Genomic DNA, 12225 nt, shown 5'->3' on the forward strand with positions numbered 1-12225 from the left:
TCGCAATGAAGTAATGTAATTATTACCCTTATTATAGTACAGAATTGTTTGTATATCCAGTAAATTCCGTTTTTAGTAAGGGAAAATTTACATTTGTAATCTTATAGTAAAGAAACGCTATTTCCTCATTATTTAATCCATGCTTTTTCCTTCGCAACGATGACAGCCTCTGCCCGCGACTCTACATTCAGCTTGACGAATAGCTTGGATAAATAGTTCTCCACTGTACGCTGGGTGACACCTATTGCAGAGGCGATGGCTTTATTTGTACAGCCCTGGGCCACGAGCTGAAGTATTTCCTGTTCTTTGTCGCTCAGTAGAACCTCCTGCTGCAAATTCGGCAGGTTGGTGCGTTGTTGAACAAAGTCTAAGAAATCGGCTGCAAGTAAAATCTCACCTCTTATGGCTGCTTGAATAGTTTGAATCACTTGCTCCTTTGTCGCCAGCTTTGATAATAGACCATCAATTTTTTTCTCAATCAATAGCTCATAATAATCGGAAAGTTCGTAGCCTGTGTAAAGTATAATCAAAGCATCAGCTTGTTTTTTCTTAATCATCTCTGATAATTGAATACCGTTGATTGGCTTCATATTGATATCAATGAGAAACAACTGAAAGGTATCTGTATCCATTCTTGATAAAACGGCTGCGCAATCCTGTTCTGTTTCGATTTGAACATTGGCTAAATCCTGCAACAATGTTTTCGTACCATCTAAAACGACAGGATGGTCATCTATAATAAGTATGTTCATCATATGAATCCCCTTCCTCTTGTATTTGTATATAAATATGCATGCCCTCGTTAAGGCTCGATTGAATCGTAATGTCACCATTAAAAGCACGGACACGTTCACGAATGCCATTAATGCCCATTGATGCAGAGGACTGTATTAAATCGTCAATGTCGCAGCCTATACCATTATCATCGTATCGAAGGATAAAGCCTTGAGGAATAGCTTGTAATTGAAGCGAAACCTCTGTTGCTTCGGCATGCTTGATTGCATTATTTAACAGCTCCTGCACGAGACGATAGACTACGAGATGCAGGGTGACATCCTGAAATTCTACACGATCAATCTGTGCGCTTAATAAAAAATCAGCCCTTATTTTTACCTTTTGAATGAGTTTTTTTAATGCCATTTGTAAACCAAAGGTATCCAATAGTGGAGGACTCAAGTTCTCGCAATATTCTCGTAAGTCCTTCGTTGCATTTAATAGCTGCTCGCGTATAGCTAGCACGGTCTCCTTTTGAATAGTAGGGGAGCCAGCTAGGACATCAAGCTCTCTGGCTAAATGAAGCTGCTCCTGCAAAATGGTGTCATGTAATTCCTGTGCTAAAATACTCTTTTCCTTCTCAATAATATTCCATAGCAATTTATCGAGCCAAGGAAGCGGTGTATCACTGGTATTTTTTATATGCTGAATTTCACGCACTAAATCCTCAATTTGCTGTAAGTTATTGATAAACATCGACACATACAGTGCAAGCAATTCTAACCAAAGCAGCTCTTCCTTTTGCAGAGCATGGCGTATTTCTAACATAATCTTTTCCTCACCAGCATCATGTAACAGTAATTGCGGATAGTAGCTTACATGCTGTGGAGAATCGTCTGTTATGGTACAGATATGAAACGCTGTTGTTCCAAGCTTCTCGGTGATTTCATATTTAAAACGATCCAATAATTCTTGTTGATTTTTTGCTTTGCCCATGCGCTGAACGGCTGCATATAAATTATGTACATAATTTCCAGTAGAAGAGAAGATAATTTTCCGATACTTAAAATCAATGCGTTCTTTTATATAAAAGCTCGCAATGATCACCATAAAGACAAGTAAAAAAATACTTGTGACATGCACGATGGATAGCTCCCCCATAAATAACAGGGCAATCCCTGCTGTCAACAGAAGCGCGCTGAAAAAGGCTAGCGTTGAATAATAGCGTAATCGTGATAATTGGTATTCAATATCGAATAATCGTTCGTTCACCTGAATGAACAGAAAAGAGAACGGAATAAATAATAAAAACAATGCGGCAATTTCAGCGTGTAATATCGGCTTATGTCCTAATATTTCAGGTGTAACGAAGAATAATAAAAAGGGTAAAAACGGCACGATAAAGGCAAGCGCAATTAAACGAATTTTGGCCAATTTTGTACGTAAGTAACTCGTTACTAAAATAAAAATTGCATAGAGCACTAGGACAGCAAATAAGCTCAAGTTCAAGATAGGTGTGATCGCACGTAATGTTGGCACCACTTCCTCCAGTAAAATGATAAGTATTAAAACGTACAGCCATTTGCTGTGAGGATAGGTCCACTTGATTTGCAGGTATTTGAAAAAGTGTTGTAAAAAGTGAATAAAGAGAACCATGCATAAAATAATACAGCTACTAATGACAAACATCCCAATCATATTTCCTCTAGCTGATGCGCCAGTACTGATATAGGCGGTCGAACAAGTTAATAAAAATAGGATCAATAAAAACGTAGAAAGATTATTTTGATTGCGTCGCCAAACATAAAGAGCGACTCCAAAAGCTAGGAAAAAATAAAAGATGGGGAACAAAATTTGTAAATATAATTCTTCTGGTATGTCTCGATGTTTGACAGCAATGGTTTGAATACTCTTATCAGCCTTTTGGATCGTTAATGCATTGGCGCTTCTAACGATCATTTGCTGTTGAACGTAGCGATTCTCCATGGCTGGCTGCCCATCGATAGCCACAATAATATCCCCTTTTTCAATATTTTTTTGCGCTGCCCATAGAGGGTAATAGCTATCCACAAAAACAGGCTGACCGTTTGTCGTATCGAGAGTGAGACTTACAAAGGGTGTTTTGATGGTAATACCTAACACATAAATACCGAGTATTAAGTATGTAAGAAAAATACAATAAGTACATTTTTTCATTGTTAAACCTCTAATTTGCTTATGATCATAATCTCCTATATATTATCGCTAATTATTGATAAATTTGGAATACCGAAATAACGAGTTTCGGAAAACCACTATTGTTTTTTCGGAATAACGAAATAGTGTTTTCGGACATGGCTATGATAGGGTAAATTTAATCATTAGTGACGAATAGGGGGACTTCTGCGTGAAAAAAGGCATTTTAACACTTTTACTTTTTTTTCTCATCGCTATGATCACCATTCCATTGACCACGAAGGCCAAAACGGTGAATCAGGATAAAGTCGAGGTAGAAATTGGTCTCATAGGTAGTGATCATCATTTTGTCTATAAGATTCCGAAGCATTTACATAAGGATATGCCCTATGCAGAAATGAAAAATGGCATTCAAGCTTCCTTAGCTAATCATTGGAAAATTGGAGAGACTCGTTATGAGGCCAACAAATCCGATGTTGCCTATACCTTTTATATTCAGGATTTATTTCAAGAAAAGCAGGATGGTCAGCTAAAAGTAGCCATACCCTATCGTCATCTAGTAGGGATGTTTGGCGAGCAAGATCCTATTCAATTGCGTATTTTAGCAAGTAAATTATCCAAGTGGACTGTCAATACAAAGGATTGGACAGCGCTTGGCTTTATGGAGCCCTTTACTTTTTTGAGTGAACGTGAATATGTCTATGAGGGAGCAGTCCAAGAGTTATTAAACCAAAGAGTAGGCCATTTTGATGGCACCATTCAAAAAAGTCAGTTGCTTGTATACAGTGTCATTTATTTTTGCTTTATGGCCATCCAACTGCTTGCTTGTCTTATTTTATCCAGACGGTTAAAAAGGAAAATCATTGAAAATCCAGACAATATGCATCAGTTCCGTAAACTCAATTACCTGTATCAATTGGTGCCGATCTTGATTATTGTCGCACAAATCGTGTTCCTTGTATTATCGGGTCTGATTACAGCATTTGGATTATACTTTAGTCCTGGCATTGATTTATTAGTGATTGTTGGACCTGTTTTATTAAATATCATCCTGCTGCCCACTTTTTTCGTCACAACAGAGAGTGAAATTTCAAGGGAGCTCAACAATAATTCGTTGTGAAATGGTATAATGATCAACAGCAAACTTGAAGGAGCTGTTGAAGAAAAATGACGCATCCAGAATTCGCGTACTTAAATTTACTACAACATATATTAGAAAATGGCACAAAGAAAGAGGATCGAACGGGGACAGGTACATATAGTGTCTTTGGGTATCAAATGCGTTTTGATTTAAGCAAAGGTTTTCCTCTTCTAACGACAAAGCGTGTGCCCTTTAAGCTTGTAGCAAGTGAATTATTATGGTTCATTAAAGGGGATACCAATATCCGTTACCTATTGCAGCATAACAACCACATCTGGGATGAATGGGCATTTAAAAAATGGGTGGAATCTGATGAGTATACAGGCCCTGATATGACAGATTTTGGTCGACGCTGTTTAGTAGACGAGTCATTTAACGCATTGTATCAAAAGGAGCTTGCCTCATTTTGTGAACGTGTCTTAACAGATGATGACTTTGCACAGCAATATGGAGATCTCGGAAATGTCTATGGCAAACAATGGCGCCATTGGACAACCTCTGATGGCGAAAGCCTTGATCAGCTACAGGATGTTATTCATCAGATTAAGCATCAACCTGATTCACGCCGTATCATTGTCAATGCATGGAATCCTGAGGATGTCATTAATGCGGGCGCAAAGGGCAGTAAAGCTGCATTACCACCGTGCCATGTGATGTTCCAATTTTATGTAGCAAATGGTAAATTAAGCTGTCAGTTAATGCAAAGAAGCCTTGATACATTATTAGGCTGTCCATTCAATATTGCGTCTTACGCCTTATTAACACATTTGATCGCACATGAGTGTGGCCTAGAGGTTGGCGAATTTATTCATAGCATTGGAGATGCGCATATTTATGCGAATCATGTGGAGCAAGTGAAAGAACAGCTATCACGTGAGCCAAGAAACCTACCAACATTGCACATCAATCCAAAAAAAGCATCCATCTTTGATATAGAGCTTGAGGATTTATCGATTGAAGGATATGATCCACATCCTGCGATTAAAGCACCGATTGCCGTATAATGCTAACAGCAGCCATTTTGGTTGCTGTTTTTTCAAACGAATAGCTAGGTCAAACTATTTGTTTTACGAAATAGGCAAGTAGTTGGATGACTGGATGAAAAGAAATTGATTATAGTTATTATGGTATAATTAGCATTATTTGGTATGATGGGAATAGTCCATTATATTGTAGGGGTGATAGTTGTGAAAAATACAATGGTACTTCTAGTAGATGAATATGATCGACAGCAAAGTGAGCCAGAACAAAGCATGGATTTTGTGCAACATGCTTATTCTTGTAACAAGATCGAATTGTCACAGCAGCAAATTCAAGAAATGATGCAAATCATTGAAGAGATTCGCTTGAAAGGCTATAAAGATACACTATAAATGTAAGCGCCTCCTAAGCTATAATGACTATGGAGGTGTTTTTTATGAACGTTATTTTTATCGATTCTTTATCTGGGGAAGAGCTGCTACATATGGTGTCACAAGATGTAGCAGGCATTTTGGCAGCAGCACAAGGAGAAAGTGTGACATTTCCTGTAGGTCATTTTAAATATGAATTTCATAATTTAGATTTTTATGAGGAAAACGGTCAAATACGACAGGAATTAGTCATTTACGTAAAAAAAATATAAGCGATACATTAGCAACAGCATATCGGGGAACAATATATACAGGTGACAGTACTTGACTTTTTTCTGCACCTGTAACTATAATAGTTACAACAGGTGGTGATACATATGGTGAACAGTCGATTTTCGGTGGCGATCCATATTCTTTCGCTCATTGCTACAACATCTGATAAAAGTCTCCTTACGTCCGATTTTATAGCTGGAAGTGTGAATACCAATCCAGTAGTCGTAAGAAGAATGATTGGTGTACTAAAAAAAGCAGGCTTACTTTCTTCTCATTCTGGCATGGCTGGCTATGAGTTATTAGTAGAGCCTAAGGATTTAACACTCTTAGCTATTTATCAGGCAATTGATGGGCCAGAGCAGCTATTTGCCATTCATGATGAGCCAAATCCAGCGTGTGCAGTAGGTCAAAAAATCCAGCATACATTGGAGGGGGTTTATACATCTGTTTGGCTGGCAATGAAAGAGCAATTACAAGCACAGACGCTACAGGATGTGCTAGATCAGCTTCGTACTTAGACGGAGATGGTCTTCTTGTATCTAACCTGTAACTAAAATAGTTACAACTAAATCTTAGGAGGAATAAGTCATGAAAATTGCCGTAATTGGTGCAACAGGGAAAGCAGGACAAAAAATAGTAGAGGAAGCTGTACAACGTGGTCATGAGGTCACAGCCATCGTTCGTTCAGCAGCAAAAGTGACAGCTGCTATTCCAGTAATTGAAAAAGATGTGTTTGATGTGACGCAAGGTGATGTAAAAGGCTTCGATGTCGTTGTCAATGCATTCGGTGCTCCAGCTGGACAAGAAGATTTACATGTCAAAGCGGGTCGTCATTTGATCTCTATTTTCCAAGGTATTCCTACAAAATTAGTGGTTGTAGGGGGAGCGGGCAGTCTATTTGTGGACACAGAGAAAAAAGTGCGTGTGATGGATACACCGGATTTCCCAGCTATGTATTTAGCAACAGCGCAAAATCAAGGACAAAACCTACAGGATTTACAACAATCATCCATTACTTGGACATTTATTAGTCCATCTGCATTTTTTGATCCAGAAGGACCACGTACAGGTCACTATACAGCAGGAGTCGACCACTTATTAGTAAATGACGCGGGGGAAAGCTATGTCAGCTATGCCGATTACGCAGTGGCTGTCGTCGATGAATTAGAAAACCCACAGCACGTTAATAGCCGTTTCACAGTAACGTCAAATAAATAATAAATGCAACCGAGCGTAGGAAATGCGCTCGGTTTTTTGTGATTTTTTTGCTTTTTTGAAGGATTTTTTTCGTTTACAGAAAAATGACTGTTTACAATACGACTTTTATTAGCTACTATCAAGTGTGAGTATTACATAAAAGGAGACGACAATAATGTCAACACAACGAATAGAAAAAGATTTTTTAGGTGAGCGCGTATTACCAGCAGAGGCGTATTACGGAATTCAAACACTACGTGCTACGGAAAACTTCCCGATTACAGGCTACACAATTCACTCTTCACTTATTAAAGCAATGGGGATTGTGAAGAAGGCAGCTGCATTAAGTAATATGGAAGTACACCTATTATCAAAAGAAATTGGTGAGGCAATTGTCGAAGCAGCACAAGAAGTGATTGATGGCAAATGGGATGCTGAATTTATCGTAGACCCAATTCAAGGTGGAGCAGGTACTTCCATTAATATGAATGCCAATGAAGTCATCGCTAACCGTGCCCTAGAAATTTTAGGGAAAGAAAAAGGTGACTATCACACAGTAAGCCCAAACAGTCATGTCAATATGTCACAATCAACAAATGATGCTTTCCCAACAGCTATTCATATCGCTGTGTTAAATTTAATAGATGAATTATTAGTTACGATGGATTATATGCAATCCGTTTTCCATCAAAAAGCAGAGCAATTTGCTCATGTCATTAAAATGGGTCGTACGCATTTACAGGATGCCGTGCCAATCCGCTTAGGACAAGAGTTTGAAGCTTATTGCCGCGTGATCAATCGTGACATCGTACGCATTCGTCAAACACGTCCAAATTTATATGATGTGAACATGGGTGCAACGGCTGTCGGAACAGGCTTAAATGCCTTCCCAGACTACATTAAATCTGTTGATGAGCATCTTGCTGAAATTTCTGGTTTACCATTAAAAGGTGCAACGCATTTAGTGGATGCCACACAAAATACAGATGCCTATACAGAAGTATCAGGCGCTTTAAAAATCTGTATGATTAATATGTCTAAAATTGCTAATGACTTGCGTTTAATGGCTTCTGGTCCTCGCGCAGGCTTAGGAGAAATCCTGTTACCAGCTCGTCAACCAGGTTCTTCAATTATGCCAGGTAAGGTCAACCCAGTTATGCCTGAGGTGCTGAACCAAGTAGCCTTCCAAGTAATTGGGAATGACCATACGATTTCTCTTGCATCGGAAGCTGGCCAATTAGAATTAAACGTAATGGAGCCTGTATTAGTATTCAACCTAATCCAATCGATTAGCATTATGAATAATGTTTTCCGTGCGTTTACAGAAAACTGCTTAAAAGATATTGAAGCAAATGAAGAGCGCATGAAAGAATATGTAGAAAAAAGCGTAGGGGTGCTAACAGCAGTAAACCCTCACATCGGTTATGAAGTAGCTGCTCGTCTAGCACGTGAAGCTATTCTAACAGGTCGTTCAATTCGTGAGCTTTGCATTGAAGAAGGCGTCCTAACAAAAGAACAATTAGACTTAATTTTAGATCCATATGAAATGACACACCCAGGTATTGCGGGTTCAAGTATCATGAAATTAAAATAAAACGAGCAATGATGGACTGTAGACATGCCCTAAAAAGCTGTCTATAGTCTTTTTTTATAGACCTTTCCTCATATAAAAATAGAGCGTATCCTTATGCGTTTTAGGATTATTCAACTATAATAATGGTATGGAATACATATTTTAGTTGGAGGAATTTGGAATGAGTTTACGAAAAAAGAGTTTACTTGGCTTTTCCGCTTTAAATGTTTTAATGATTGTTATTTTATTTATCGATTTAGCCAATGTAACGACATTAGATTGGTTTTCTACCGTGTTAACAATTGTCGGAATCGCTATTACACTATCTTACACCGTGTATGTCCACTACAAAGTGATACTGCCTATCAAACAAATTACAGAGGCTGCACAAGGAATTACGGCAGGCCAATTAGATACAGTGGTCATTGAAGTTCGTGACAATAGTGAAATTTCTCAACTAGCAAAATCTTTTTTAGAGATGCAGGAACAATTACGAACAATGACACAAAAAATTGCGCACAGCTCTACAGATTTATCAGCAAGCATCGAGGAATTATCTGCGAGTACGAATGAAATTACGCTTGCTGTGGAAGAAGTAGATCAACAAATGGAGAAGACGTCAGAGGGCTTGAAGCAAGCAGCACAATCGGCTAATGATAGTGCTGAATCTATGCAAGAAACCGTTGATGGCATTGAGCGAATTACAGTAGCCACACAAGATGTGTTTGTGCATGCGAAAGATGCTAGCGAGATAGCAGGAAATGGTGCAAATATTTTACATGTGGCAAAAGAACAAATGCAATTTATTTCCTCTTCAACAGAAAAAACAAGTGGATTGATGCAGCAATTATCCCTTAAAATGTCAGATATTAAATCAATGACAGATATGATTACGACCATTACAGATCAAACAAATCTACTAGCATTAAATGCGGCCATAGAAGCAGCGCGCGCTGGAGAGCATGGTAAAGGCTTCGCCGTTGTAGCTGAGGAAGTGCGTCAATTAGCAGAACAATCCAAGCATTCTGCTACGCAAATTGTGGATTTAGTTGTAGGAATAGAAAGTGATACAAAACAAGTAGCCTCATCAGTAGAAGATGATTTGAAAAATGTTCAACAAGGAGTGTATGTCATCGACGAAGCGACAAAATCATTTGGCACGATTTCACAGCATGTTAGTCAGATGACAAGTCAACTGGAGGATATTTCGACGACAGCTGAGCAGCTTTCAAGTAGCGCCAATGAAGTGGCATCCACTGTGACAACCATCGCAGCTGGCATGGGCAAGCTATCGAATTATACAGAAGCTGTTTTACATTCAATGGATGAGCAAACAGCCTCAATGCAAGCAGTTAATCATGTCACACAGGATTTAAGTGTCCAAGCGGATAACTTACAAAAGTTAACTAACCAGTTTCAGGTTTAGGCAATGAAAAGGTATTTTTCTGGGTTTTTAAGCCCTAAATAAGCATCTTCATCAATACTACGAAAAGCCAAAAAGTAGAAATGATGGACCATAAAAACACTTTCCTAGAATACATGGAAAGTGTTTTTATGGTCGAACCAGCGCAATTAGTTTCCCAGTGATCTCCTCAGATAGTGTGTAGATCGTATGCGTATCCTCGACATGCATCAAACTACTGTTTTGCCCTTTATCACCTAACCAAAGATGATAGCCATATTTGTTTCCTGCCTTGTCCACTATTTGTACATCATATTCTGGCGAAGCCATATTGACAACACCCTCGTTTTTGACAGCAGTTGCAATGGCTTGTTGGAATAGTGTAAGTGATTCTTCATCCTCATATTTTTTAATAAAATCACGGTTTATCTTGCCAAATTCAGCACCGTTAGAAATGCTGACCTTAGCTAATTCATCATCTGGCTTTTCATTACATCCTAGTAAAACAACGGCTAGTAGAGACACTAAGGCAACTATCATTATTCGCAACCACTCACCCCCTCTATAGGCTAAATAATACCACCATTTCCTGTCGTAGCTCTCACTTCTTTGTAATACATTAAATAAACGAGAGCGAAAGGGGACAGATAGTGGGCTTATTTGATGGATTGATCGGCAATGCAAGCGAGGTGAATTTAGAAAAACTACAGGAGGAGGTCCATAATTTATTAATTCCAAACGAGACAGTCAAGAACGCCTATAAAATTATTAGAGACACGTTTATTTTTACCAATAAACGATTGATCCTCATTGATAAGCAAGGAGTGACTGGCAAGAAAACAGAGTATCATTCCATTCCCTATAAAAATATCGTTCATTTTTCAGTAGAAACAGCTGGAACATTTGATTTAGATGCAGAGCTCAAAATATGGGTGTCTGGCAGTTCATTACCGATTCAAAAAAACTTTAATAAGGCGACAAATATTTATAAGGTGCAAAGCGTCTTAGCACAGTATGTGTTAGGGACGTAATGAAGGTGCTAATAGTCCATGTGCACAACCAAAAGCCCGCAATAATGCGAGGCTTTTTTGTCGTGCCAGAAGCGGACGGTGTAAAGGATTTTAAGTCGGCTTCATGATTACGGTAGGCTCGAAAATACTGATAAGCGTAAATAAGAGCGCCTTGCCGAATTCTTATTCAAAGACAATCATTTCTCCGACTTCTTTAAACCCGAAGCGTTTATATATATTCTTTCCATCCTCTGATGCCTGTAAGACTACGGGCTTTTGCTTATCAATTGTTTGACTGAGTAGGAATTGAAACATCTCACTGCCATATCCCTTGCCCCTATACGCATCTTTTGTCATCACATCATAAATCCCATAGCTATGTTTACTGTCTATTAATAATCCCGTAGCGATAGGTAGTTCCTTTATACAGCCAATAAACATTCGAGCATTGGATGCTAGCTTTTCCTGTGAGAATTTATGAAAATAAGTTTCTAATGCATCTCTTTCTGCTGTTTCTCCAAATAAACTTAGAAAAACTTCCTTATATTGTAGAAGCTCTTCCTTGTTGCTTACTTCTGTGATGGTAAGATGATTGGAAATTCGTGGACCTGTGTGAAGTGTATGGTCAAGCTTCATCATCTTATTTCGTTCAGCTTCCTGTAAATTGCAGTCTTTTATCAGATGTAGCCAATCATCACTTAGATAGTTGGCATCCACCCACGTGCTGAAAGGAAGTTTATTAACAATGAAATGATTGATCCTTTGTTTAAGATGATTTCCTTATGAATCATAGGCGATTTCACCACTAGCAAATTAAATGTATCAGTTGGAATGTTCGTGTTGGCTATGACAAAATGAGCTTCCTCTATAATTTGTCCAGAAACAGCTTGAGTAAATAGTTTCATTTTTTCCTCTAAATTACTCGTCACTAATTGTTGACTTGCTTTCATATCTTTCATCCTTTCACTATTAGTAGTGTAGTGCGCACTATCTTTTATTATAGAGTCATTGAAAGATTAAAAATACGGAGTTCACCGTTTTTATATCCTCCCACAATTTTCAGAAAACAATCAGGCACGAAAAGCAAGGATGATTAGTACTTTGGAAAATATTATGATATTTGACTTTAGAAAAATACTACTTTACAATTGATTTTAGTAATCTAATAGGAATGTGGCGTACACTAAATTCCTATGACAACTGAATAGCGTGTAGTAATAGGTGTAAATTGCGTGCAATTTGCTTAAAAGGGAAGTCGGTGTGAATCCGACACTGTCCCGCAACTGTAAATGTGAGCGACTTTTCAGTATCCACTGTCTTTGGACGGGAAGGAGAAAAGAAGCGATGATCATGAGTCAGGATACCTGCCTGTTACGAGTACACACCAT

General features: G+C 38.4%; 14 protein-coding genes and 1 riboswitch. Of the genes, 9 read left to right on the forward strand and 5 right to left on the reverse strand.

Annotated elements, in window-relative coordinates; genetic code table 11:
- Positions 1–128: 128 nt before the first annotated feature.
- Positions 129–755, reverse strand: a complete 627-nt coding sequence (locus JIN86_RS12910; protein WP_009371271.1) for a response regulator transcription factor — start codon at positions 753–755, stop codon at positions 129–131.
- Complete coding sequence (locus JIN86_RS12915) at positions 730–2910, reverse strand: ATP-binding protein (protein WP_009371273.1); 2181 nt, start codon at positions 2908–2910, stop codon at positions 730–732. The genes JIN86_RS12910 and JIN86_RS12915 overlap by 26 nt, the downstream gene beginning before the upstream one ends.
- A gap of 190 nt (positions 2911–3100) precedes the next feature.
- Between JIN86_RS12915 and JIN86_RS12920 the strand changes: the two genes are divergently transcribed.
- The 8 genes from JIN86_RS12920 to JIN86_RS12955 all read left to right on the forward strand — a co-directional run bounded on the left by JIN86_RS12920 (position 3101) and on the right by JIN86_RS12955 (position 9851).
- Complete coding sequence (locus JIN86_RS12920) at positions 3101–4009, forward strand: hypothetical protein (RefSeq protein ID WP_004230246.1); 909 nt, start codon at positions 3101–3103, stop codon at positions 4007–4009.
- 47 nt (positions 4010–4056) lie between these two features.
- Positions 4057–5034 carry a thymidylate synthase gene (locus JIN86_RS12925; RefSeq protein WP_202342101.1) on the forward strand — a complete coding sequence of 326 codons (978 nt, stop codon included), beginning with the start codon at positions 4057–4059 and terminating at the stop codon, positions 5032–5034.
- Positions 5035–5217: 183 nt separating this feature from the next.
- Positions 5218–5403 (forward strand): hypothetical protein, encoded by a 186-nt coding sequence (locus tag JIN86_RS12930; RefSeq protein ID WP_202342102.1) that lies wholly within the window; start codon positions 5218–5220, stop codon positions 5401–5403.
- Between the two features lie 44 nt (positions 5404–5447).
- Positions 5448–5654: a hypothetical protein gene (locus JIN86_RS12935; RefSeq protein WP_004230243.1), complete on the forward strand. Its 207-nt coding sequence runs from the start codon at positions 5448–5450 to the stop codon at positions 5652–5654.
- A 105-nt stretch (positions 5655–5759) separates the two neighbouring features.
- The gene (locus JIN86_RS12940; RefSeq protein WP_004230242.1) at positions 5760–6173 is read left to right on the forward strand and encodes an Rrf2 family transcriptional regulator; all 414 of its coding nucleotides are present in this window, start codon (positions 5760–5762) and stop codon (positions 6171–6173) included.
- Between the two features lie 70 nt (positions 6174–6243).
- Positions 6244–6873, forward strand: a complete 630-nt coding sequence (locus JIN86_RS12945) for an NAD(P)-dependent oxidoreductase (RefSeq protein ID WP_202342103.1) — start codon at positions 6244–6246, stop codon at positions 6871–6873.
- Between the two features lie 154 nt (positions 6874–7027).
- Positions 7028–8446, forward strand: coding sequence for an aspartate ammonia-lyase (gene aspA, locus JIN86_RS12950; RefSeq protein ID WP_004230240.1), 1419 nt, complete (start codon positions 7028–7030; stop codon positions 8444–8446).
- A 160-nt stretch (positions 8447–8606) separates the two neighbouring features.
- A complete protein-coding gene (locus JIN86_RS12955; protein ID WP_202342104.1) occupies positions 8607–9851 on the forward strand; it encodes a methyl-accepting chemotaxis protein in 1245 nt (414 codons plus the stop codon).
- Between the two features lie 126 nt (positions 9852–9977).
- Here the strand turns inward: JIN86_RS12955 and JIN86_RS12960 are convergent, their stop codons facing one another.
- On the reverse strand, positions 9978–10367 hold the full coding sequence (locus JIN86_RS12960; protein WP_004230237.1) for a YhfM domain-containing protein: 390 nt from the start codon (positions 10365–10367) through the stop codon (positions 9978–9980).
- 110 nt (positions 10368–10477) lie between these two features.
- Between JIN86_RS12960 and JIN86_RS12965 the strand changes: the two genes are divergently transcribed.
- Positions 10478–10858 (forward strand): PH domain-containing protein, encoded by a 381-nt coding sequence (locus tag JIN86_RS12965; RefSeq protein ID WP_202342105.1) that lies wholly within the window; start codon positions 10478–10480, stop codon positions 10856–10858.
- A 162-nt stretch (positions 10859–11020) separates the two neighbouring features.
- Here the strand turns inward: JIN86_RS12965 and JIN86_RS23590 are convergent, their stop codons facing one another.
- Together JIN86_RS23590 and JIN86_RS23595 are read right to left on the reverse strand one after the other, a co-directional pair.
- A complete protein-coding gene (locus tag JIN86_RS23590; RefSeq protein WP_237497271.1) occupies positions 11021–11476 on the reverse strand; it encodes a GNAT family N-acetyltransferase in 456 nt (151 codons plus the stop codon).
- Positions 11477–11535: 59 nt separating this feature from the next.
- Positions 11536–11787: a hypothetical protein gene (locus JIN86_RS23595; protein ID WP_237497272.1), complete on the reverse strand. Its 252-nt coding sequence runs from the start codon at positions 11785–11787 to the stop codon at positions 11536–11538.
- Between the two features lie 252 nt (positions 11788–12039).
- Positions 12040–12223, forward strand: a riboswitch (cobalamin riboswitch).
- The last annotated feature ends 2 nt before the right edge of the window (positions 12224–12225 follow it).

The organism is Lysinibacillus sp. HST-98 (assembly GCF_016757845.1).
Taxonomy (GTDB): Bacteria; Bacillota; Bacilli; order Bacillales_A; family Planococcaceae; genus Lysinibacillus; species Lysinibacillus capsici.

Coding starts and splice junctions, on each gene's coding strand:
- JIN86_RS12910 (WP_009371271.1), bottom strand. CDS start 755: ATGATGAACATACTTATTATAGATGACCATCCTGTCGTTTTAGATGGT.
- JIN86_RS12915 (WP_009371273.1), bottom strand. CDS start 2,910: ATGAAAAAATGTACTTATTGTATTTTTCTTACATACTTAATACTCGGT.
- JIN86_RS12925 (WP_202342101.1), top strand. CDS start 4,057: ATGACGCATCCAGAATTCGCGTACTTAAATTTACTACAACATATATTA.
- JIN86_RS12935 (WP_004230243.1), top strand. CDS start 5,448: ATGAACGTTATTTTTATCGATTCTTTATCTGGGGAAGAGCTGCTACAT.
- JIN86_RS12940 (WP_004230242.1), top strand. CDS start 5,760: ATGGTGAACAGTCGATTTTCGGTGGCGATCCATATTCTTTCGCTCATT.
- JIN86_RS12945 (WP_202342103.1), top strand. CDS start 6,244: ATGAAAATTGCCGTAATTGGTGCAACAGGGAAAGCAGGACAAAAAATA.
- aspA (WP_004230240.1), top strand. CDS start 7,028: ATGTCAACACAACGAATAGAAAAAGATTTTTTAGGTGAGCGCGTATTA.
- JIN86_RS12955 (WP_202342104.1), top strand. CDS start 8,607: ATGAGTTTACGAAAAAAGAGTTTACTTGGCTTTTCCGCTTTAAATGTT.
- JIN86_RS12960 (WP_004230237.1), bottom strand. CDS start 10,367: ATGATAGTTGCCTTAGTGTCTCTACTAGCCGTTGTTTTACTAGGATGT.
- JIN86_RS23590 (WP_237497271.1), bottom strand. CDS start 11,476: ATGATGAAGCTTGACCATACACTTCACACAGGTCCACGAATTTCCAAT.
- JIN86_RS23595 (WP_237497272.1), bottom strand. CDS start 11,787: ATGAAAGCAAGTCAACAATTAGTGACGAGTAATTTAGAGGAAAAAATG.